The organism is Caproicibacter fermentans (assembly GCF_014303955.1).
GTDB classification, from domain to species: Bacteria; Bacillota; Clostridia; order Oscillospirales; family Acutalibacteraceae; genus Caproicibacter; species Caproicibacter fermentans.
This window is the reverse complement of sequence record NZ_CP060286.1, coordinates 980,593-1,003,569: the sequence shown is the minus strand read 5'-3', so window position 1 is coordinate 1,003,569 and position 22,977 is coordinate 980,593. Positions and strand designations below refer to the sequence as shown.

21 protein-coding genes are annotated in these 22,977 nt (G+C 50.7%); 16 read left to right on the top strand and 5 right to left on the bottom strand.

The annotated features are described in order from the left end of the window. Window positions 1-49: 49 nt before the first annotated feature. From murA to HCR03_RS04915, 8 genes are all read left to right on the top strand, one after another. Window positions 50-1,303, top strand: coding sequence for a UDP-N-acetylglucosamine 1-carboxyvinyltransferase (gene murA / locus HCR03_RS04950; protein ID WP_066647777.1), 1,254 nt, complete (start codon window positions 50-52; stop codon window positions 1,301-1,303). Window positions 1,304-1,327: 24 nt separating this feature from the next. Next, entirely contained in the window at window positions 1,328-2,200 is an 873-nt protein-coding gene (locus tag HCR03_RS04945; RefSeq protein WP_156990145.1) for a cell division protein FtsQ/DivIB, read from the top strand. Between the two features lie 166 nt (window positions 2,201-2,366). Next, window positions 2,367-3,461, top strand: coding sequence for a cell division protein FtsZ (ftsZ, locus tag HCR03_RS04940; protein WP_187036950.1), 1,095 nt, complete (start codon window positions 2,367-2,369; stop codon window positions 3,459-3,461). Between the two features lie 345 nt (window positions 3,462-3,806). Beyond that, window positions 3,807-4,730: a magnesium transporter CorA family protein gene (locus HCR03_RS04935; RefSeq protein WP_187036948.1), complete on the top strand. Its 924-nt coding sequence runs from the start codon at window positions 3,807-3,809 to the stop codon at window positions 4,728-4,730. A 76-nt stretch (window positions 4,731-4,806) separates the two neighbouring features. Beyond that, the gene (locus tag HCR03_RS04930; RefSeq protein ID WP_187036947.1) at window positions 4,807-5,337 is read left to right on the top strand and encodes a FumA C-terminus/TtdB family hydratase beta subunit; all 531 of its coding nucleotides are present in this window, start codon (window positions 4,807-4,809) and stop codon (window positions 5,335-5,337) included. A 2-nt stretch (window positions 5,338-5,339) separates the two neighbouring features. Next, window positions 5,340-6,518, top strand: coding sequence for a cation diffusion facilitator family transporter (locus HCR03_RS04925; protein ID WP_187036945.1), 1,179 nt, complete (start codon window positions 5,340-5,342; stop codon window positions 6,516-6,518). Window positions 6,519-6,632: 114 nt separating this feature from the next. Then, window positions 6,633-8,525 carry a molecular chaperone HtpG gene (gene htpG / locus HCR03_RS04920; RefSeq protein ID WP_187036943.1) on the top strand — a complete coding sequence of 631 codons (1,893 nt, stop codon included), beginning with the start codon at window positions 6,633-6,635 and terminating at the stop codon, window positions 8,523-8,525. Between the two features lie 442 nt (window positions 8,526-8,967). Continuing rightward, on the top strand, window positions 8,968-9,714 hold the full coding sequence (locus tag HCR03_RS04915; RefSeq protein ID WP_066647434.1) for a bactofilin family protein: 747 nt from the start codon (window positions 8,968-8,970) through the stop codon (window positions 9,712-9,714). 91 nt (window positions 9,715-9,805) lie between these two features. Here the strand turns inward: HCR03_RS04915 and HCR03_RS04910 are convergent, their stop codons facing one another. From HCR03_RS04910 to HCR03_RS04900, 3 genes are all read right to left on the bottom strand, one after another. Then, window positions 9,806-10,420: a DUF2812 domain-containing protein gene (locus HCR03_RS04910; RefSeq protein WP_156990143.1), complete on the bottom strand. Its 615-nt coding sequence runs from the start codon at window positions 10,418-10,420 to the stop codon at window positions 9,806-9,808. Next, on the bottom strand, window positions 10,417-10,749 hold the full coding sequence (locus HCR03_RS04905) for a PadR family transcriptional regulator (RefSeq protein ID WP_066647426.1): 333 nt from the start codon (window positions 10,747-10,749) through the stop codon (window positions 10,417-10,419). Before HCR03_RS04905 ends, HCR03_RS04910 begins: the two co-directional genes overlap by 4 nt. Before the next feature lie 87 nt (window positions 10,750-10,836). Continuing rightward, window positions 10,837-11,949, bottom strand: a complete 1,113-nt coding sequence (locus HCR03_RS04900; RefSeq protein WP_187036941.1) for a DUF3810 domain-containing protein — start codon at window positions 11,947-11,949, stop codon at window positions 10,837-10,839. 258 nt (window positions 11,950-12,207) lie between these two features. Here HCR03_RS04900 and HCR03_RS04895 point away from each other — a divergent pair, with 258 nt between their 5' ends. From HCR03_RS04895 to HCR03_RS04875, 5 genes are all read left to right on the top strand, one after another. Next, window positions 12,208-13,854 carry a Na/Pi cotransporter family protein gene (locus HCR03_RS04895; RefSeq protein ID WP_156990141.1) on the top strand — a complete coding sequence of 549 codons (1,647 nt, stop codon included), beginning with the start codon at window positions 12,208-12,210 and terminating at the stop codon, window positions 13,852-13,854. 134 nt (window positions 13,855-13,988) lie between these two features. After that, window positions 13,989-14,480 carry an LURP-one-related/scramblase family protein gene (locus tag HCR03_RS04890; RefSeq protein ID WP_156990140.1) on the top strand — a complete coding sequence of 164 codons (492 nt, stop codon included), beginning with the start codon at window positions 13,989-13,991 and terminating at the stop codon, window positions 14,478-14,480. A gap of 72 nt (window positions 14,481-14,552) precedes the next feature. After that, entirely contained in the window at window positions 14,553-17,177 is a 2,625-nt protein-coding gene (locus tag HCR03_RS04885) for a valine--tRNA ligase (protein ID WP_156990139.1), read from the top strand. Window positions 17,178-17,219: 42 nt separating this feature from the next. Further along, on the top strand, window positions 17,220-17,477 hold the full coding sequence (locus tag HCR03_RS04880; RefSeq protein WP_066647414.1) for a TfoX/Sxy family protein: 258 nt from the start codon (window positions 17,220-17,222) through the stop codon (window positions 17,475-17,477). 28 nt (window positions 17,478-17,505) lie between these two features. After that, window positions 17,506-18,801 (top strand): bifunctional folylpolyglutamate synthase/dihydrofolate synthase, encoded by a 1,296-nt coding sequence (locus HCR03_RS04875; RefSeq protein WP_187036939.1) that lies wholly within the window; start codon window positions 17,506-17,508, stop codon window positions 18,799-18,801. A 166-nt stretch (window positions 18,802-18,967) separates the two neighbouring features. Here the strand turns inward: HCR03_RS04875 and HCR03_RS04870 are convergent, their stop codons facing one another. Continuing rightward, window positions 18,968-19,699 carry a carbohydrate-binding protein gene (locus tag HCR03_RS04870; protein WP_066647407.1) on the bottom strand — a complete coding sequence of 244 codons (732 nt, stop codon included), beginning with the start codon at window positions 19,697-19,699 and terminating at the stop codon, window positions 18,968-18,970. A gap of 780 nt (window positions 19,700-20,479) precedes the next feature. Here HCR03_RS04870 and HCR03_RS04865 point away from each other — a divergent pair. The 3 genes from HCR03_RS04865 to HCR03_RS04855 are packed head-to-tail and all read left to right on the top strand — an operon-like array spanning window position 20,480 to window position 21,882. Next, the gene (locus HCR03_RS04865; RefSeq protein ID WP_156990724.1) at window positions 20,480-20,809 is read left to right on the top strand and encodes an STAS domain-containing protein; all 330 of its coding nucleotides are present in this window, start codon (window positions 20,480-20,482) and stop codon (window positions 20,807-20,809) included. Continuing rightward, on the top strand, window positions 20,796-21,239 hold the full coding sequence (gene spoIIAB / locus HCR03_RS04860) for an anti-sigma F factor (RefSeq protein WP_276529269.1): 444 nt from the start codon (window positions 20,796-20,798) through the stop codon (window positions 21,237-21,239). The genes HCR03_RS04865 and spoIIAB overlap by 14 nt, the downstream gene beginning before the upstream one ends. Then, window positions 21,232-21,882 carry a sigma-70 family RNA polymerase sigma factor gene (locus HCR03_RS04855; RefSeq protein WP_066647399.1) on the top strand — a complete coding sequence of 217 codons (651 nt, stop codon included), beginning with the start codon at window positions 21,232-21,234 and terminating at the stop codon, window positions 21,880-21,882. The genes spoIIAB and HCR03_RS04855 overlap by 8 nt, the downstream gene beginning before the upstream one ends. Before the next feature lie 87 nt (window positions 21,883-21,969). On the opposite strand, the gene metA is transcribed toward HCR03_RS04855, so the two are convergent. Next, window positions 21,970-22,890 (bottom strand): homoserine O-acetyltransferase MetA, encoded by a 921-nt coding sequence (gene metA, locus HCR03_RS04850; protein WP_066647396.1) that lies wholly within the window; start codon window positions 22,888-22,890, stop codon window positions 21,970-21,972. Between the last annotated feature and the right edge of the window lie 87 nt (window positions 22,891-22,977).

The window sequence follows — 22,977 nt, the reverse complement described above, 5'->3', positions numbered from 1 at the left end:
AATCCCCTTAAAAGCATAATATGTTACCAGATTATGTGGGGGTGTTGCTATGTCGAAACTGCTGATACATGGCACAAAAAAGCTGAAAGGAGAAGTGCAGATTCACGGGGCCAAAAACAGTACGCTGCCGTTGATGGCCGCGTCGCTCTTATGCGCAGGAGAATGCGTCCTACATAACTGTCCTGCGCTTTCAGATGTGGACACAGCCATTAAGATTCTTCGGCATCTCGGCTGCAAAGTGGAGCGTACTGCGGGAGACGTCGTTATTAACCCGCTTACAGCGAAAAACTACGATATCCCCGACCACCTGATGCGGGAGATGCGCTCTTCAATCATTTTTCTGGGTGCGATTGTCAGCCGTCTGGATCGGGCAATTCTATCTTTTCCAGGGGGCTGCGAGCTTGGCCCGCGCCCGATTGACCTGCACCTATCCTCACTGAGAAAAATGGGGGTCGACATCAGAGAGGATCACGGTTGTCTGGACTGTGTGGTTCCGAACGGCCTGAAGGGCGCCGTGATCAACCTTTCTTTTCCGAGCGTCGGGGCTACCGAAAACATCATGATTACGGCCTGTCTGGCAAAGGGGAAAACCGTGATCAACAACGCGGCCCGCGAGCCGGAAATTTCCGATCTGGCGGATTTTTTGAATTCCTGCGGAGCTAAAATCCACGGAGCGGGCAACAGTACGATCTGTGTGGAAGGGGTCCGCCGTCTGACCGGATGCGAGCATTTCGTCATACCTGACCGCATTGCGGCGGCGACTTTTATGACGGCAGCCGCGATTACGGGAAGCACGCTGACAGTGTCCAGCGTGATACCGGAACATTTGGCCCCCGTCATACCGGCTTTGGAAGAAAGCGGATGTCAGGTCGATCTTTACGACAGCTCCATACGGATATCGGCCCCGAAGCATCTCAGCCGGATTAAGAGCATCAGGACGATGCCGTATCCGGGTTTTCCAACGGATGCGCAGGCTCCTGTCATGGCGATGACGACTCTGGCGGAGGGCACCAGCATGTTTGTGGAAAACATTTTTGAAAGCCGCTACAAACATGTAGGCGAACTGCTTCGCCTTGGAGCAAACATTAAGGTGGAAGGGCGGGTCGCTGTTGTCGAAGGCGTAAAGAGGCTTTCCGGGGCTACGGTGGAGGCATCGGATCTGCGGGGAGGAGCAGCTCTGGTGGTGGCCGGTTTAGCCGCACAGGGAACAACGGAAGTGTACGGCCTGCATCATCTGGACAGAGGCTATGAGTCTATTGAAAAAAACCTTGCCCTGCTGGGAGCGGATATCAGGCGCGTTTGAATTTCGCCGGAAGGAAACTGGAACATGAGGGATTTGAAAAACGGACGGCACACGTCGCGTGTAAACGATATGGGAAACGGTGCTTACAGGTCTGCCCGGAGGGAGAACGTCGGCGTGCCCTCCCGGGCCGGAGTCCGCGCTGAAAACAGACGGCGGCGCAGGCGAAGGGCGCTTTTGATTTTTTATATTCTTCTGTTTGTCACAGTGATTTCGTCGGCGGCGGTCTTATCGCTCACAGTGCTTTTCAAAATCGATTCCGTAGAGGTGACCGGCACCTCCCGCTATTCCCAGGAGCAGATTAAAAGCGCGTGCGGGATCAAAACAGGGGAGAACCTTTTCCTGGCGAAAACAAAGCAGGCGGAAAAAAAGATTCAAAGCAGCCTTCCCTATATCGGTTCTGTCAAGGTCAAACGAAAATTTCCTGCGGGGATCAGCATTCAGGTTTCGGAAGCTAAGGTCTGCGGAGCGGTGGAATACTCCAAAAAATACGCGGTGCTGAGCGAAGATTTCAGGGTGCTGGAATTGGCGGACAAGCTTCCGCAGAACTGTCCGCCCATCAAGGGCATCACGCTGAAAAGCGCAAAGATCGGAAACAAAGCCGACTTTGCAAACAAATCCCTTCAGACGTCTTTGACGGATGTGGAAAACGCCGTGAAAAAGAACGGTCTGGGTAAAATAACGGGACTGGATTTCAGCCGGACTTCCGCAATAACGCTGAATTATGACGGACGCGTTACGATCAACCTTGGGATGCCCTCCGGGCTTGACTATAAAATCCTTTACGCAAAGGCGCTGTTTGATCATGGCAACATCAAGGATACGGAAAAAGGAGTTCTGAATCTTTCGACCGTAGAGGATAACGATACCGCTTATTTTGATCCGGATACGACTTCTTGAAAGCGCTGCGGGCTTTTCGCGCTATATTTGGAGCAAAAAGGAAAATATTTATTGAAATTGAACCTGAATCGTGTATAATAATTTAGTATGGGACGATATATAATTGACAAATTTACGATACAGGCGGTTACACAAAAAAGGATTCGCATAAGGGGGATTGCGGCACATGCCTTTTGAAATTGAAAATGACTTTGATAATATTGTTCAAATAAAAGTCATTGGGGTCGGCGGCGGCGGCGGCAACGCGATTGACAGGATGGTTGCCATGGGCGTACAGGGCGTTGAGTTTATCAGCGTAAATACGGACAGGCAGGCGCTTTACCGTTCCAAAGCCACGCAGAAAATTCAGATCGGTGAAAAAGTGACCCATGGAAAGGGCGCCGGTTCCAAACCCGAGATGGGACAAAAGGCCGCCGACGAAAGCAGGGAGGCCATCGCGGCCGCAATCCGCGGAAGCGACATGGTTTTTGTCACGGCGGGCATGGGGGGCGGCACCGGCACCGGCGCCGCGCCGATTGTGGCAGAAATCGCGCACGATATGGGGGTTCTGACGGTTGGTATTGTCACCAAACCTTTTGAGTTTGAGGGCCGCCGCCGCATGGAACAGGCGGAAAACGGCATAACGGCCCTGAGGGAGCATGTGGACTCGCTTGTGGTTATTCCCAACGAGCGGCTGAAACTGGTCAGCGAGCAGCGTATCACCCTGTTAAACGCGTTCTCCATCGCGGATGACGTGCTGCGTCAGGGCGTGCAGAGCATTTCGGACCTGATTAAGCTTCCCGGGCTGGTCAATCTTGATTTTGCGGACGTTACCGCGGTCATGAAAGACGCCGGTTACGCGCATATGGGCGTCGGCCGGGCCTCCGGCAAAGAGAAGGCCCAGGAAGCGGCGAACATGGCGATTTCCAGCCCGCTTCTGGAGACCGCCATCAACGGGGCAAAGGGTGTTATTATCAACATTACCTCTTCGCCGGACATCGGACTTGATGAAATAGAAACCGCGTCGTCCATGATCGCGTCGCAGGCGCACGAGGATGCGAACATCATTTGGGGCGCAGCGTTTGATGAAAATATGGACGATGAAATGAGCGTGACGGTCATCGCGACGGGATTCGCAACGTCCGCCGGGGACGAACCCGTTTCGAAATCGAAGGAAAAGCAGGAAGAAGGGAGTCATGAGCGGGCTGCCGTCCACGACGGCAGTTCGATCGAGGACGACGATTTTACCGATATCATGCAGATTTTCAATCGAAAATCCTGAACGTAAGGGAAGCACCGAAGGCAGACCCCGAGGGGGGTCTGCTTTTTCTTTGGGGTGATTGCGTGAATGAGATCTCCCGGAAAAGCGAAACATATGAAAAACAGGTTTTGACTCTGCGTTTTAGTATAAAATGGCTAAAATCAATCAAAAAAGCCTGCTGAAGATGTTTTTCGACCGGTACGGAAAAATAGGCCTTAAAATATCGCCCACTCTCTTGCAATCTCCGTTTTATGTGCTATAATAGCTCATGGAAAAGAAATCAGTAAATTTTTAAAGGGGGTGGCATTGTGAATCCCGACCCTTTGGGGAAACCGCGAAGAAAATTTCATAAAGGAGATGAGCACAATGCTGTCCTACTTCAAAACGGTGGATGGACGCATGACGCAGATCGAGGCGTGCGAGCCCGGCTGCTGGATCAACTGTGTTGCTCCGGACGACCGCGAGATAGAAAGCCTGATTGCGGATTTTGCGATTGAGCCGGATTTTATTCGTGCCGCAATGGATGAAGAGGAATCCTCCCATATCGACAATGAGGATGATAACACACTGGTTGTGATCGATATTCCGGTTGTGGAACAGAATGGGAAGAGCCTGGCCTATTCCACAATGCCGATGGGGCTGATCCTGGCGGAAAAAAATGTGATCACGATCTCCATCCGCGATAATACGGTTGTCGACGAATTCGCACGGGGATTGGTCAAGGGCGTGCGTACCAATCTGAAAACCCGTTTTTTGCTGCATATCATGCTTCGCGTGGCCAGCCGCTATCTGCAGTACCTGAAACAGATCGATAAAATCAGCAATACCGTGGAATCGGAACTGAGGGAGTCGATGAAAAACTCGGAACTCCTGCAGCTGCTGGATATTGAAAAATCCCTTGTTTATTTTTCCTCTTCCTTAAAGGGGAATGAAATCACTCTGGAAAAAATCATGCGGGGCAGGGTGATCAAGCTGTACGACGAAGACCAGGACCTTTTGGAAGATGTTCTGATTGAAGTGAAACAGGCCATTGAAATGTCCAACATACACCTGAATATATTGTCCGGAACCATGGATGCCTTTGCGTCCGTTATTTCGAACAATCTGAATATCGTAATGAAGGCGCTGGCATCCATTACACTGCTGTTTTCGGTGCCGGCGGTGATTACCGGCGCTTATGGAATGAACGTCAAGGGAATACCGTTCCCCAGCTTTTGGTTTCCGGCCGCCTTATCGTTCCTCTGCATTGCGATCGCGTACTGGATTCTTCACAGAAAGAAAATGCTGTAATTGAAAATCATATCCGATACAAAGAGGGGACTGCCGCGCGGTTCCCTTTTTACATAGAAAAAGGGGGATCATTGACATGGATTCCATTCGAATTCATACCGCGGAGATGTCTGAGGCCGCCGCCGCACTGCATGCCGGCGACCGTGTGCTGCTCAGCGGAACGGTATACACCGCGCGCGACGCCGCGCACAAAAGAATTTTTGCCATGCTGGACAAAGGGGAGCCTTTGCCGTTTGAGCTCTGCGGAGCTTCGGTTTATTACGCCGGGCCGACTCCAACGCCGCCCGGCTTGCCCATCGGCTCCTGCGGCCCGACGACTTCGTCCCGTATGGATGTGTTTTCGCCCCGCCTTTTGGACCTGGGCCTGAAATGCATGATCGGCAAGGGGAACCGGTCGCAGGCGGTTGTGGACGCGATCCGGCGCAACAAAGCGGTGTATCTCTGCGCAATCGGCGGAGCCGGGGCTCTGGCCGCGCAATGCGTCCGTTCGCTGGAAGTGATCGCGTTTGAGGAGCTCGGCTGCGAATCGGTCAAGCGTCTGGAATTTGAGGATTTTCCGCTTTTGACGGCCATCGACTGTCATGGCGGCAGTCTGTTCGGGGGTTAAAAATGACACGCCTTTTAATTCGGCTGTTCATCAGGAATTACCAGAAGATCGATGACCCGCAGGTGCGGGAACGCTATGGTAAATTTTCCGGTCTGGTCGGCATTGTGACGAATCTGTTTCTGTTTGCCGGGAAAATAACCGTCGGACTGCTGTTTCACAGCATCTCCGTGACGGCGGACGCGGTGAACAACCTGACCGATTCCGCATCGTCCATCGTTACCCTGGTCGGGTTTAAGATGGCCGCGAAGCCTGCCGATTCCGACCATCCGTACGGGCATGCCAGAATCGAATATATCAGCGGGCTGATGGTTTCTCTGGTTGTGTTTGTAACCGGATTCCAGTTTGCCCAGACTTCCATAAATAAGATAATCCGTCCCGAGCAAAGCGAATTCAGCCTGATCGTCGTGGCGGTGCTGGTTTGTTCCATTCTGCTGAAAGCGTGGCAGGGCGCTTTTTACCGCAGAGTAGGAAAGACGATTTCCTCCTCGACGATTTCCGCGACCGCGGCGGACAGCATGAACGACGTTCTGGCTACCTCGGCCGTTCTGGTGGGGGCGGTGCTCACACGGCTGACCGGTTTTAACCTGGACGGATATATGGGTCTGGTCGTCGCCGTTATGATCATGTTTACCGGCTTTCAGCTGGTCCGTGAAACGGGGAATCCTCTGCTTGGCGAGGCGCCGACCCGGGAATTCGTGGATGATATTTACCGCACGATCAGCGCTTATGACGGGATTCTAGGCATTCACGATCTGAATGTTCACAGCTACGGTCCGGGGCGCTGCTTTGCAACCGTACACTGCGAAGTGCCCGCCGAACGGGACATTCTGCTCAGTCATGACATCATAGACAATATTGAGCGCGACTTTCTGGAAAAAAAGGGGATTCATCTCGTTATTCACATGGACCCGGTTACAACGAATGATCCGCGGACCAATGAACTGAAACGGCAGATTACTCAGCTGATTGCCGAGATTTCTCCCGAGATCGGAATGCACGATTTTCGCGTCGTCTGGGGTCCGACCCATGCCAATCTTGTGTTTGACATTTGCGTTTCCTTCGGGTTTCCCTTGTCGGATGAAGAACTCGTGAGGCAAATAACGGAAAGGGTGCGCGGAGTTCCGGGAAATTGCTATCCGGTCATCACGGTGGACCACGATTATGTTCCGACTCGATTATGATACAAAAATTTAACAATTGTCCTATTGAAATTTTCCGTCCGATAGAATAAAATAAGAATTAGCACTTGGACATTTTGAGTGCTAATTCTTTTTTTGCAAAGGACGGGATTTTTTATGCCGATAAAGCCGTTTCAGGCGGAATCAAAACACCTTTTGGATCTGATGATTCACTCGATTTACACTCACAAGGAGATTTTTCTGAGGGAACTGATCTCCAACGCGAGCGACGCCATCGATAAACTTTATTATAAGACGCTTTCAGAGGAAAATACCGGGCTGAACCGCGACGATTTTGCCATTCGGATTGTGCCGGACAAGGAAAACCGGAAGCTTACGATTTCGGACAACGGCTGCGGCATGACGAGGGAGGAGCTGGAGACCAACCTCGGCACTATCGCCAAGAGCGGTTCTCTCGATTTTAAAAACGAATTTGAAAAGAAGCCGGATATCGAGATTATCGGTCAGTTCGGGGTGGGATTCTATTCCGCGTTTATGGTCAGCGATCATGTCGCCGTCGTCAGCCGGGCGTTTGGCGGCGATGAGACCTTCCGCTGGGAGTCGCACGGCGCGGAGGGGTATACCGTCGAGCCCTGCGAAAAAAGAGAAACCTGCGGAACAGATATTATCATCGATTTGAAGCCCGATACCGAAGACGAGAAGTACGGTGAATATCTGGATGCATACACCCTTCGAAGCCTCATCAAAAAATATTCCGACTACATCCGTTATCCCATTCGGATGAACGTGGAGAAAAGCCGCCTGAAAGAGGGCAGCAAGGATGAATATGAAAGCTATACCGAAGAAGAAACGCTGAACAGCATGGTTCCTCTCTGGCGGAAAAATAAGAATGAGATTACAAAGGAACAGTATCATCAGTTTTACAAGGACAAATTTATGGATTACGAGGACCCCGCCAGAGTCATTCATATGTACACAGAGGGCGTTGCAACTTTTCACGCGCTGATGTACCTTCCGGCCAGAGCCCCGTATGATTTTTACACGAAGGAGTACGAGAAGGGCCTTCAGCTTTATTCCAACGGCGTTTTGATTATGGACAAATGCGCCGATCTGCTTCCGGATTATTTCAGTTTTGTCCGCGGCTTGGTCGATTCCCAGGACCTTTCCCTGAACATCTCCCGCGAAATGCTTCAGCATGACCGCAGGCTGGCGGTTATCGCGGGCCGGGTGGAAAAGAAAATCCAGTCGGAGCTGGAATCCATGCTGAAAAACGAACGTGAAGACTACGAAAAATTCTTCCGGAACTTTGGACTTCAGCTCAAATACGGAGTCTACCAGGACTTTGGGGCCCACAAGGATGCTTTAAAGGATCTTTTGCTGTTCCACACCTCGGCCGGTGAAAAATATTCCACCCTGGCCGAATATGTCGCCCGAATGAAGGAAGACCAGAAATATATTTATTACGCCTGCGGCGAAACCGTGCAGAAGGTTGAGCTGCTTCCGCAGACCGAGGCTGTGAAGGACCACGGATATGAAATTTTGTATCTTACCGACCCGATCGACGAATTTGCCATGCGCGTGCTTGAAAAGTACCAGGATAAGGAGTTCAAATCCGTTTCCGCGGACGATCTGGATCTGGAGACCGAGGAGGAAAAACAGGAGGCAGCCAAAAAGGTAGAAGAGAATAAGGACATGCTTGCGTTTTTGAAGGATGCGCTCAATGGCAAAGTAAAGGCCGTTGTTCTCTCCAACAAGCTGAAAACCCATCCTGTCTGCCTGACCACAAGCGGAGCAATCTCAATGGAAATGGAAAAGGTTCTGAATTCACTTCCCAACGCGGAGCAGGACAAGGTGAAGGCACAACGCGTGCTGGAGATCAACGCAAACCATCCCGTGTTCGAAAAGCTCACAAAGCTGTATGACTCTGACAGGGAGAAACTCAAGACCTATGCGTCTCTGCTCTATACACAGGCGCTGCTGATCGAAGGGGCGCCGATTGACGATCCGGTTGCATTCTCCAATCAGATTTGCAGCTTGATGACGGAATAACTGCAAAACCGGAGCCGGCGAAGTTAGCCGGCTCCGGTTTTTTGTGCCCTTTGCCCCCCGGCTATGCCGGGGGGTTCAGAAGAGCTTTAGCGTTGAGCAGAAAATGTCATCGAACCTACCCCAAACTCCTCCCATTCTAATTTCGAAGCGAAAGCAGGCGGCTTCCATGAAATGGGAGGGGGCAGGGGGTGAGAAGTACCGTTGCAAGCGTAAGAAAACTCCGAGCGCCTTGAGGCGCTGCCAGTAAAACAGGGCTTTGCCCGCATGTAACTGTTCCTTAAAATTCAAAAACTTCAAAAAACATCCTAAATATTAAAAAAAATTACTGAAAACCCAGAAAATAGTGGAAATTTATCGAATTATGTATTATCATTATACGCACAGGCAGTGAGTTGCTGTTTTGGTAGCCGCAAGCCCAGTTTTATATTGGAGGCAAAAGCACATGGATATCGCGAGCGAAAACCGCGAGACTACCTTTGCCAAAATAGTAAAAAAAATCTGGAACGGGCCGTATCAGGACACCGACCTTGAGATGGAGGAAACAGCCCCGATGAACAGGGAAAAAGCGGAGAACATGAATTTTAGCCGTGCGGGCATGGCAAAACAGGATGAGATTTATGATGAGGGTCATTCAAAATCGGATTCCGGTTACGGGGAGCCCTCCGGAAATTTTGAAAATCCGACTGCTGAAATTCCCAAAAACGTCACGGTGATCTCGCAGGGAACGACAATTACCGGCGACATAAAATCGGACAGCAGCATTGAAATGCTTGGCAGCATGACGGGCAGCATCGCGACTTCGGGGAATGTGAAAATCAACGGAAAGCAGGTTGGCAATGTTCAGGGGGCCAGCATCGATTTATACACCTGCACGGTACGGGGATGTTTGAATGCGGCCGAAGATGTTAACGTGGACAGTGACTCCGTCATTGTGGGGGATATCAAGTGCGGGAATCTGACAATAGACGGAAAGCTGAAGGGAAACGTCCATGTGATGGGAAACGTCAGCTGTCAGGGAAATTCCGTCATTATCGGCGATATCACTTCGACAACCATCACGATCAGCAGCGGGGCGAAAATGAAGGGCAAGGTTGAGATTTCCGACGGCAGCATTGACCCGATTGATGTCGGCGGAGAAGAACCTTCACAGCCGGTTCAGCAGCCCGAGAACCCCGAAAATCCTCAGTAAAGCACCAAAAACGGAAGAGCTGATGGTTATAATCAGAGCAGTCCCTGAAAAGCATCTCGTGCTTTTCAGGGACTGCTTTTCAATTTTTATATCATTCGTGTATTTTATGGTCCCGTTGAACCAGATGAATTTTCCATGACCAGACAGTTGTAAAAATCAAGGGAATCACAAAAGCCAAAGCGCATAGAAGCGCTTCTGTCCACAACCCTTTTGAAAGATTCATAATGGTAAAAAACGCAAAAAAGATCGCAAGCGACAGGCATGCCCCACGGCATTTTCTCATGTATTCCATCAGGCTGTTCAAGTCGGAATGAAGCTGAAACGGTTTTCCGTCCTTCTTCTTTTCCAGGATTAAAAATTCGGAATTGATGTTCCCGGGAGATGTGGCAAGCGAGATTCTCGCCCCGCCAAACCAGCGAAGCCGAATATTTCCGTATGAGTATTTTCCAAGGCTGCCGCTGACGGGATAAGCGGTGATTCCGAGTTCCGACAGAAATGCGCGGTACTTTCTTAGTTCATCGGCGGACCGGTCGGCTGCGAATTCCACCCGGTATTCATATTCGTTCGGTGAGCATGGTTCGAAAGAATAGCGGTGAAGTTTTGAGACGCCTTTCAGACGGTAACCGGAAGCCGCCATTTGATTCAGCCATTTTTCCCGTCCGGAAAGAGGAGCGAACAGATAACGTATTCTGAACTTGTTAATCAATGCAGATTCCTCCCTGCTGTCAGTTTTTTTGCCGTTTGCAGCAGCCGGTTGATTCGAGACGTCTCTTTCGCAACCGCCTGTTTTCCTTGTTCTGTAATCAGGTACAGCTGCCCGCGCCCGTTTTCTGTTTTACCGCAGGGCGAGATCCAGCCCTTTTTTATCAAAACGCGGAGCGCTCCGTACAGGGTTCCCGCACCCGGAACAAGCCGACCCTGCGTCTCTGTTTCAATCGTCTGCATAATTCCATATCCATGGTTAGGCTGAAAAGTGCTCAGCAGAATATAAAAAGTAATTTCCGTCAATGCTCCGGTCTGGTAGGATTCATGCAAGGCGTTTGCTCCTTTATTATGTTTTCCGATATATCGTTAAACTTACTATAAGACTAAAAAATCTCTTTGTCAAGGAGAAAGAAAATTTTAATGTTGATTCGCTCGCTGCAGCGCCAGCAAAAGATCAACCATTCTGCCGTAGCTTTTGACTCCGTCCTCCTGACGATTTGCTTTCAGGTACTGGTTGTTCACGCTGTTAGAGACTTTCGCAACCGGGCCTTCAAACTGTTTCCAGTATGCCGAATTAAAAGACAGGTCGCGGCGGACCCCGTCATCAAGCGATGAGTAAATACGATCTGCGGCGTCTGAATCGGCGGAAAAAAGCGCGTTGTTTGCGTAAGTGAAGGCGAGCATATCGCCGGAATACTCAAAATCGGGATCGCCGCTTTTCCGGCAGACCAGATAGCCGATAAAGTTTGCTTCATCTTCCCGCATATACCCGCGCAGGTGGGAAAGTTCATGGCACATGGTGACGGGAATCGTGTATTCCGGAACGTCGTTGTTGACATTGGCTTCAAAAGTAAAAGGAAAAAAGATACCGGTGATATCGCATCGGGACATCAGTCTGGAAAAAGTAACGAGCTTGGGAGCGCTGTAGCCGGAGCGCAGCAGGGGATAGTCCTGTTCGATCTTATCGTAGGCCAGCTTTGCCTGCACTGCGGTTTTGCCGATGCGCCCCGAATGGAGCTTCATAACGCCATGCCCGTCTGTATCAAGGCCGGGGCGGAGACGGTTCAAGTCCGAAGCAAGCGAAGCGCAGAGCTTTTTCAGCTCGGCCTGGGAAGAGGGCTGCACTTTTAGCCCGCAGGTGTCGGCAAACGGGTAGCGGTAATAATTGATTCCGCAGTTTAAGGTAAATAAAAAATAGACAATACTGACAAAAACCGCCAGATTAATTGCCGATTTCAGCGCGAAGGGGGCGCGGCCTCCTTTTTTTCTGACAATTCCGACGCTAAACAGAATAATGGCGGTTGGAAGGCCCAGAAAACACAGGATGACCAGAACTTCCGCAATGGAAAAAGGAACGAGTCCGGTCATACGGTTCACGGTTCGGGAAAGAGCGGAATAGAACCCGGTCGCATACCATTCCGCAAACGAAGACTTCAAGTCGGCACAAATGGTAAGAAGCAGCGACGCTGGGAAAAGAATCAGAAACCAGAGTCTCTTGCCGATTCCGGCTTGTTGCAAGTACCGACGCATTTTCTCCTCCGAATGAAAGTTTTCTTTCATTATAACATATATTTGCAAATTCCGCTTACTAAGTAATTAATAGTAATCATGAAAAGAAAAAATATCTTCAAGATCAAGATATTTTCGGCACCGGAATATAGCAGCCTGCTTTTCGTAATATTATTTTACATGGATTTTACAGAATATTAACAAAGCGGATACGCTTAACTCTGTATATCCGATTTAATCAGGAAAACATAGCAAATAAAACGATTGGCAGGAGAAACTATGACGCTGGATAATATCTTGATGCTGCTTGGCGGCCTGGGACTGTTCCTGTACGGGATGAAGCTGATGGGGGAGTCCCTGGAGCTTGCGGCGGGTTCCAGGATTAAAGAAATGGCGGAACGGCTGACTACGAACAAATACATGGGGGCTTTGCTCGGATTCGCGGTCACGGCCGTGATCCAAAGCTCATCCGCAACTACGGTCATGGTGGTCGGCTTTGTCAACGCCGGCATCATGGATTTGACCCAGGCCGTCGGCATTATCATGGGCGCGAACGTCGGCACGACCGTGACGGGTCTGATCACTGCAATTAATTTCATGGCGATTGCCCCGGTGGCGGTTTTTGTCGGCGTCGGGATGATCATGTTCTCGAAGAAAAGCAACTCGAAACATATCGGTCAGATTATCGCCGGTTTCGGTATTCTCTTTCTCGGAATGTCCACGATGAGCTCGGCCATGAAGCCGCTTGGACAGTCCACGCTTTTTTCAGACATTATCACGAATTTCCAGAATCCGCTGATCGGTCTGCTGGCCGGGATGCTTTTCACTGCGGTCATCCAGAGTTCCTCCGCAACGGTGGGCGTCCTTCAGTCGCTCGCGCTTTCCGGCGTGATTGATTTGAAATCCGTGATCTTTGTTATTTTTGGTCTCAATATCGGCACCTGCGTCACTGCCATGCTTTCTTCCATCGGGACGAACAGAACCGCCCGGCGGACCGCGATCGTTCATTTGCTGTTCAACGTGATCGGTGCGGCGCTGTTTACGGTTATTACCATCATCACGCCGTTTGCCCGGCTGGTCATGTTCCTGTCGCCGGAAAATGTGCTGTTCCAGATTTTCCTGGTGCATATTATCTTCAATGTGGTCACAACGGCGCTCTTGCTGCCGATGAGCGGTGTCCTGATCCGACTGGCCTACAAGATCATCCCGGGTGAAGACGCCCGTTCGCAGGCCATGAGCCTGAAATACCTGGATTCCCGCATTCTCAGCACTCCTCCGGTGGCGGTATCGCAGCTTTTAAAGGAAGTAGGCCGCATGGCCAGCCTGGCAAAAACAAATTTTCTGAACTCGATGGCCGCACTCTTTGACAAGGATCCTGTGAAAATCAAGGAGTTAGAGGAAAACGAGAGCGTCATCAATTTCCTGAATCAAAGGATCACATCTTTCTTAATCCGGATCAACGCTCTCGATCTTGAGGATAACGACCGCCAAATTGTCGGCGCGCTGTTCCATGTGATCAACGATATTGAAAGAATCGGCGATCACAGCGAGAACATAGGCGAGCAGGCGCAGATCGTCATAGACGGGAAAGCGTCGCTGAGCAGCGTTGCATCCGATGAACTGCATGAGATGCAGAACCTGATTGTAAGCATACTGGACGACTCCTTTCAGCTGTTTCTCCTGGGCAGCAACGACGCGGAGCTTTCCTTCACGGTAAACAATACGGAGGAAACGATCGACAACCGTACCGAAGAGCTGAAAGAAAACCACATTTGCAGGCTGAACAACGGTCAATGTAACGCGGAGTCCAGCGCGCTTTTCAACGACTTGCTGATTAATTTGGAACGAATTGCGGATCATGCGACGAATATCGCGTTTTCCATGTCGCATACAAAGCGGGTTCCGATTCTGTCGGAAGGAAAATAATCCGCGGAATCCGGTCAAATCAATTTCTGCGCCGGGGCAAAAGCCCCGGGCGTTTTTTTTATAAGCGGCTTGCCGCGTCCCAAGAAAAATGGTATGATTAAAAAAGAATTTGCCGCAGAAGGGGAGGGGTCCGCTTGCAGTTTTATATCAAGCCTGTGGGGGGAGCCCGTTGCCTTTTTACCATCTTGAATTCCAAAGGCCAACCGGTCTATGAAGTAACCGGCAGAACAACTCCTTTCGGCAACAGGTTTTTTTTGCTGGACGGCTCGCACGATGTTGTCGGCCGGATTTCCGCCGTGCGGATTTCCGGTGCCGCTCAGTATTCTGCCGCGGCGGGCGGAGAGAGAATCCATGTTGCCATCAACTGCTTCTCTTTGCGCAAGCCCGTCAGGATACGGGGGAAACGCTGGCATTTTCGCGGAAGCTTTCTCACCCGTTCTTTCGATATTCTGAATGAAGCATCTCAGGTCGTCATGACGCACGGCAAGTACTGGGGCGTGGCGGGAGACTGCTATGGAGTTGACATAAACGACCGGGAAAACATTCTCCTCTGCCTGTGTCTTGCCGTTTTGATTGACTGTACCGTTTCGGGTAACTGTACGGCTCCGGTTCCGGCCGGCGGCTGATTGACAAAAAATCCTGAAAGTGGCATAATAATTCGGTTAAACCTGCGTGTTTGACCGATTGGAGGAAAGTAAATGAGCAGGGAATTGGCAAAGACCTATGACCCACGGGAAGTGGAAGACCGAATTTACGATTTTTGGCTGTCCGGTGATCTTTTCCATGCGGAACGCGACCCGGAAAAAAAGCCTTATACCATTGTTATGCCGCCGCCCAACATCACGGGGCAGCTTCATATGGGACACGCCCTCGACTGCACCCTGCAGGATATTCTGATCCGCTACCGCAGGATGCAGGGTTACTGCGCCCTTTGGCTGCCCGGCACGGATCATGCTTCCATTGCTACCGAGGCGAAGATCGTCGAGGCCATGCGCAGGGAGGGCCTGACGAAAGAAGGAATCGGCCGCGAGGCGTTTTTAAAGCGCGCCTGGGATTGGAGAGAAAAGTACGGCCGCAGAATCGTGGAGCAGCAGAAAAAGCTGGGGTCCTCCTGCGACTGGGACCGGGAACGCTTCACTCTGGACGAGGGTTGCTCCAAAGCCGTCCGCGAGGTTTTCGTGAGCCTGTATGAAAAGGGGCTGATCTACCGCGGCGAGCGCATTATCAACTGGTGCCCCCATTGCAAAACCTCCATTTCCGACGCGGAGGTGGAATTTTCAGAGCGCGACGGATTTTTCTGGCATATCCGTTATCCGTTCAAGGATGGCAGCGGGTATATCCAGCTTGCGACCACCCGCCCGGAAACCATGCTGGGCGACACCGCCGTGGCCGTCCATCCGGAGGACGAACGTTATAAGGATCTGGTTGGCAAAACGCTGATTCTCCCGCTGGTAAACCGTGAAATTCCGCTGATTGCCGATGAATACGTCGAGCGCGACTTCGGAACCGGAGTGGTGAAAATTACCCCTGCCCATGACCCGAACGACTTTGAAGTAGGACTGCGCCACGGCCTGGAAGTCATCAATGTGATGGACGAGAGCGGCAATATCAATGAGAACGGCGGCGCTTACGCGGGTATGACCGGAGCGGACGCCCGGAAAAAGATTGTGAAAGATCTGGAGGCGGAAGGCTTCCTGATTAAGGTTGAGCCGATTAAGCACAATGTCGGCGCCTGCTACCGCTGCGGAACGGCGGTGGAGCCCCGCGTTTCCAAGCAGTGGTTTGTGAAGATGAAACCTTTGGCCGAACCCGCAATCACGGAAGTTCAGAACGGAAAGGTTCGCTTTATTCCGGATCGTTTCTCTAAAATCTATTACCATTGGATGGAGAACATCAAGGACTGGTGCATTTCCCGCCAGCTTTGGTGGGGGCACCGGATTCCGGCATGGTACTGCGAGGACTGCGGAGAAACGATTGTATCCCGTGAAGAGCCCCATGTCTGCCCAAAGTGCGGCTCCAAAAAATTAAAGCAGGATCCGGATACGCTGGACACCTGGTTTTCTTCCGCACTCTGGCCGTTTTCTACGCTCGGATGGCCGGACAAAACCCTTGATTTGGGTTATTTCTATCCTACCGACACGCTGGTTACCGGGTACGATATCATCTTCTTCTGGGTCGCCCGCATGATTTTTTCGGGCATTGAGCAGATGGACGAGGTTCCGTTCCACAATGTTTTGATGCACGGTCTGGTGCGCGACGCACAGGGCCGCAAAATGAGCAAGTCTCTCGGCAACGGGATCGATCCGCTGCAGGAAATCGACAAATACGGCGCGGATGCGCTCCGCTTTACCCTGGCAACCGGCAACAGCCCCGGGAACGATATGCGTTATTCGCAGGAAAAGGTGGAAGCAAGCCGGAATTTTGCGAATAAAATCTGGAACGCCGCCAGATTTATCCTGATGAATCTGGAAGGAAAAGACGTTCCGGGTACCCTTCCGGAAGATCTTGCCCTGGAGGACAAATGGATTGTGGATTCCTTCAACCGCGTAGCGGGAGAGGTCACGGAAAATCTGGATAAATTTGAACTCGGAATTGCCGTTCAGAAGCTGTATGATTTCCTCTGGGATCAATTCTGCGACTGGTACATCGAGATTTCCAAAATCCGTCTGAATTCCGGCGATGAAAAAGCGGCTCAGACCGCGCGCCGGGTGCTGGTCTGGGTGATGTCGGGAACATTGAAGTTGCTGCATCCGTTTATGCCTTTTATCACCGAGGAAATCTGGCAGGCCCTGCCGCACGAGGGCGAATCTATTATGGTTTCCCAATGGCCTGTTCCGCAGGAAGCCCACAATTTCCCGGAAGCGGCGCAGGAAATGGGCAAAATTATGGAAGCCGTCCGCGCCGTTCGCAACCGCCGCGCGGAAATGAATGTTCCGCCGTCGCGTCGGACGCATCTGTCGGTCGACACCGCGTCACCGGAAACGTTCCGGGAAGGCGCCGCGATTCTGGAGCGCCTCGCCTACGCAAATCGCGTTGAAATCGGCACGGACCTCAATGTGACGGATGCCGTTACGATTGTTACGCCGGATGCGAAAGTATTGATTCCTACGGATGAGCTGGTTGACCGTGAGGCGGAGAAAACCCGTTTGTCAAAGGAACTCGAAGCAGCGCAAAAGCAGCTGACAACCGCGCTGGCGAAGCTGAAAAACGAGAAGTTTATTACGAAAGCCCCTGAAAATGTGGTGGAAGGCGTCCGGCAGAACGCCGCGAAGCTGAAAGACCATATTGCGCTGATCCAGTCGTCTCTGGAATCGTTAAAATAGCGGCGCGGTTTTCTGCTTTGTCAATCATAGGAGGGAACAGAAATGGAAACACTGGAGGCTATGCCGAACATCGGCAAAGCGGTGGGGCAGCAGCTCCGCCGGGCCGGCGTCGAAACGCCGGAGCAGCTCAGAGAAATCGGCAGCCGGGAAGCATGGCTTCGTATCCAGGGCTTTGATCCCTCCGCCTGTTACAACCGTCTGTGCGCGCTGGAAGGCGCGGTGCAGGGAATTCGCTGGCACGGACTTTCAGAAAAGGATAAGAAGGAACTGAAGGAATTCTACCGGGAGCATCAGCTTTGATGCTCCCGTTTTATACCGAGAGGGAAAAATGAACTACGAAGAGGCAATTCAGAAAATTGAAGCGCTGCAGCAATTCGGTTCGCGGCCCGGCCTGGAACGCATCGGCGGGCTGATGGAACGGCTTGGAAACCCACAGGACAAGCTGAAATTTCTCCATGTGGCGGGAACCAACGGGAAGGGCACCACCTGTGTGCTGCTTGCGTCCGTTCTCCGCTGCGCCGGGTACCGGACGGGGCTGTATCTTTCGCCCCATATTACGGATTTCTGTGAACGGATGCAGATGAACGGTCAGATGATTTCACGTGAGGAGCTGGCTTCTCTTGCCGACCGTGTTTTCCCTGTGATCGAAGAGATGAAATCGCGGGGGGAAATCATCACGGAATTTGAGGCCGTCACCGCGATGGCTTTTCTGTGGTATGCGGAAAACAACTGCGACCTTGTTGTTCTGGAAGTCGGGCTCGGCGGACGTCTGGATGCAACCAATGTCATTCAAAAGCCTCTGGTTTCGGTGATTACCTCCATCTCTCTCGACCATACGAAAATTCTGGGTGATACGGTGGAACAGATTGCCTATGAGAAATGCGGGATCATCAAGGACGGCGGCGTAACGGTCAGTTACCCGGATCAAAAGCCCGCAGCCCTGGAGACCATCCGCAGAATTGCCGCGGAGCGCCGCAACCGTTTTATAGACGCGGCCCGCACCGATGTCACGGAGCTTTCCTCCGATCTGTCCGGTACGCAGCTGCTTTGGCGCGGCACCAGACTTCGAATCCCGTTCCTTGGGGAACATCAGGTCAAAAACACTGCGACGGCGCTAACTGTTTTGGAAGTGCTGCGGGAATGCGGTTTTTCCATTCCGGACGAAGCGGTAATCAACGGCTGCTCCGAGGCCGTGTTTCCCGCCCGGTTTGAGATCTTGTCGCAAAGCCCGCTTATTATTCTGGATGGAGCGCATAATCCGGACGGTACAGCCGCTCTGGCCGACGCGGTCCGCCGTTATTTCTCCGGGCGGCAGCTTGTCGCCGTAATGGGTATGCTGCAGGACAAAGATGTTGACGCCGCCCTCAAGAATCTGTCGGGGCTGTTCGCCCGCGTCATAACGGTGGAGCCTTCCAGCCCGCGCGCCATGAATGCCGGGATGCTGGCACAGCGCTGGCTCCGGCTCGGCACAGGTTCGGAACCTGCAGCCGGGTTCGACGACGCGCTCCTAAAGGCGAGTAAATATTTGAAACCGGACGGGGCTTTGCTGATCTGCGGATCCCTGTATCTTGCGGGGGACCTTCGCCCCCGCGCACTCAAATTTTGGAACTTAGCTAAAAAATAGAGCTTGTCCGCAAATTTCGAGCAATCTTTCTGAATAAATTTCCGGTGGGATAAAAAGGCCGTAAGTTTTCAACAAAACATTGAACCGGATGACTCTTAAACACAAAAAAGGGGCCGCTGCAAATTTTCGTTTTGCAGCGGCCCTTTTTTTGATTGAATTGTAATATTTAATAGTTGGTATAATTGTCACCGAAGTTGTTATCGATATAGGTAATGCCGTTTACAGTATAAGATACGAAGTATTTTACGTTGGAGCCATGAGGAAGATCGCTCGGTATGCTCCACTGCTCAACATTGCCCGGCAAAGTTTTTTCATAACTGGCGTTTGCGCTGTTAGTAGTAGCCCAATTGTCTGTCGTGTATTTCACAAGCACGGTTTTTTCATATCCGAGGTTTTTCAGGAATATCGCTGTGGGAGACCCTTCTTTGAGCTGTGCGGTTTTAAGCGCACATTTTTCCAGAACGATAGGGTCCGTCGGCGAAAGAGTGTAATTATTTCCGTTATTATTATCCCAATAGGTTTGACCGTTGACTTCATATTTAATTGCAAACGTTACGGGTGAAGAAGGAGCAAAAATGCTAAACTCCCACACGTCATACTGTGGATCTTCGGGATCATTTTTCAAATATTGAGCTGAAACATCTTGCCAGGAGTTTCCGTCTGTTGTATAATGCACGGTTACATTTTTTTGATACGCAAGATTTTTAACGTCGATGAATCCCAAGTAGCCGCCGTATGCAGCTTCGCCCGGCTCGTCTCTCTGGGCGTAAAGAAGCTGAACATTCGGATCCGTACTTGCATACGCTTTTGCGGATGACAGGCAGAAGACCGCCGAAAACATAAAGCAAAAAGATAAAGCAAAACAAATAGCGCGTGACAGATGTTTACTTCTTGGCATAAAATATAACCTCCTTAATTTTGATTAACTTTGCTTAAAATTGTTGGTACCAATTTTTCCAAGCTACGTATTATTGTAATCAATACTATAATAAGGTCAAGTCTAAAAATTAACAAATTAAAGAAAGGACTTCCTAATAAAAATAAATATTAGATGTAATATTATACTTTATATAAACCCATAATTAACAATTACAGTAAATTTATGGATATAATTAATTAAATTTTTGCACTGCTGATAGAACAAACTATCTGTTTTTGCTTTGTGCAACTTTTAAAATTCAAGCTGAATTATTTGCAAGGCAATGCCTCAGCGGACCGGGCAGGGGAAATTAGCCTCGGGTGAATTATTCCAATCTTAATAATTAGAAGGAAATATTACAGGGGTGACGGGAATGGATAAAGTATTGGAAAAATTATTGAAAATCGCGACATTCGGCTATAGCACGAGATCAGATCTACACAGAGCTAAAGGGGATTGACGGGAAAGAGGAGGGTGGAAAACGGTAAAGTGAGTAAAGGCCCCGCCTGATGTGAGCGGGCTGATTTTTATGCGTCGACAAACTTCGTTAAGATTTTTGTCCTAAGTCTGATAGCATTAATTATGCTATATAAATCAGGAAGGACATGCTGTTGCTTCGGCGTTGCTACAAAAACGCTCGAAAGCCGCATTACTGTTGGTCTTTATTTTATTTTTTTGATAAGGGATTTTTTAATCGTCATGTATCATTCATATAAAAATGGGTATACTACCCTAATTCAAAAAACGGGAGGTTTTTCTATGGGCGTCAGGCTGATTCTCAGGGAAGGAGTCCTGACGGCGGTTCTGAGCGGGGAGATTGACCACCATTCCGCAAGGGAAATTCGGGGGGAGATTGATGAGACCGCGTCCAGAGTCAAGCCGAAAAAAATTATTTTCGATTTTTCCGCGGTGCAGTTTATGGACAGTTCCGGCATCGGGCTGATTATGGGCCGCTGCAAACTGATGCAGCTGTGGGGGGGGACGGTGGAAATTGTCCGCCTTCCAAGAAAAATTGAAAAAATCGTTTCACTGGCGGGTTTGAACCAGCTATGTGTAATTAAGGGGGATAATGAATTTGAAGCCGGTTAATGAGATGTCAGTTTCTTTACTGAGCTGTTCATCCAACGAAGCGTTCGCCCGGGCCGCAGTTTCGGCGTTCATTGCGCAGCTGGACCCCACGGTGGACGAGCTCTGCGACATTAAAACCGCGGTTTCCGAGGCGGTTACGAATTGCATTGTTCACGCATACCGGGATACGATCGGAGTGATATACATAACATGCCGTCTTTATGAGGACGGCGGCATCGTTGTAAAAATCCGCGACAAAGGCTGCGGGATCGAAGATATCGAGCAGGCAATGCAGCCGCTTTTCACAACCCAGGAGGGAGAACGGGCCGGCCTTGGTTTTGCCGTCATGCAGAGCTTTATGGATAAGCTTCGTGTGACCTCCAAACCCGGAAAGGGCACGACGGTCACCATGAAAAAAACGATGGAACGCCGCCCCAAGCAGAATGGATAGGGATCAGGCGGTTCGGGAAAATATCGGACTCGTTCATTCCTGTGCAAGGCATTTCCGCGGGCGCGGCGTCGAGTATGACGATTTGTTTCAGGCGGGATGTCTGGGCCTGGTCAAGGCGGTCGATCATTTTGACCCGGACCGCGGCGTCAAATTTTCCACTTACGCGGTTCCCGTGATCCTGGGGGAAATCCGCAGATTGTTCCGCGACGGCGGCGCGATCAAAGTCGGCCGCGGGCTCAAGGAGCTTTCGCTTCGCGCTACTCGCCTTTCCGCGTCGTTTTTGGAACGCGAAGGACGATCTCCGACGATTCAGGAACTCGCCGATTTGCTGGAGGTGGAGCCGGAACAGGCGGCTGAGGCTTTGGGAGCGGCGCAGCTGCCGATTTCCCTGACTGCGACGGAGGAAGACGGAGGAGGGCAGATTGATGTCGGCGTTGAATCCAATGATGATAAAATTGCCGAGATGTTGTCGCTCAAGCAGGTCGTGACGGAACTGGAGCCGCGGGACCGCAGTATCATCATTTTCCGTTACTTTCAGAACCGTACACAGACGGAAACAGCCTCCGCGCTTGGCATGACGCAGGTGCAGGTGTCCCGGCGGGAAAAGAAGATTCTGAAAGAATTGCAGTTGAAATTATCATGACAAGGCCGGGAAGCAGCTTGTTTGCTGTTTCCCGGCCTTTCGTACAGCATGATTGATATTGCTGTTTAAAGCTTATGAGTTGGGCCTTTATTCAGTAATATCCTTAATATCATAAGGGGTCTGCTGATATACATAATAGTTCAGCCAGTTTGAAAACATCAGGCTCGCGTGGCTGCGCCAGAGAAACGGCGGTTCTTTGGCCGAATCGTTATCCGGAAAATAATTTTTCGGCATTTCCGGACCAATTCCTTTTTTTAAATCCCGAAGATATTCCTTTTTCAGGGTATCGCGTTCATATTCCTCGTGCCCCGTGACAAAGAACTGCCGGCCGCTTTTCGCCGCGATAATGTGCGGCCCCGCGTCTTTTGATTCGGTAAGAATTTCGAGCTCCGGATGTACCAGAATATCCTCCCGGCGGGTCCCGGTATAGCGCGAATGCGGCGCCCAGAAATCGTCGTCAAATCCACGCACCAGCGGGTGCAGCGGGAGAAGGACGCTGTGCATGAAAATTCCGGAGATCTTTTTGGCAAGCAAATATTTGGGGATGCGGTAATGATAATACAGACCGGCCTGAGCCCCCCAGCAGATATACATCGTGGAATAAACATTTTTACGGCTCCAAGCCATAATGTCGCAAAGCTCCGGCCAGTAGTCAACCTGCTCAAACGGGAGTTTTTCCACCGGCGCTCCCGTTACAATCATTCCGTCGAATTTTTGATTCTTCAATTCCGCAAATGTTTTATAGAAGGTATTCAGGTGAGTCTGAGACGTGTTCTTTGAAAAGTGAGTGGCCATCTGCATCAGCTCGACGTCTACCTGCAGCGGAGAATTGCTCAGTTGACGAAGCAGCTGGGTTTCCGTTTCGATTTTTGTAGGCATCAGGTTCAAAATGACAATTTTCAAAGGGCGAATATCCTGACTCATTGCCCTTTCCTGTGTCATGACAAAAATATTCTCTGACTCCAGCACATGCCGGGCGGGAAGAGAATCCTGTATTCTAATCGGCAAACCGATCCCCCCTTATTATTGAAAAGCGCTGTCAAACATTATAGCAAACATAAGATTCTACTTCAAGAACCTTATATAATCAAAAAA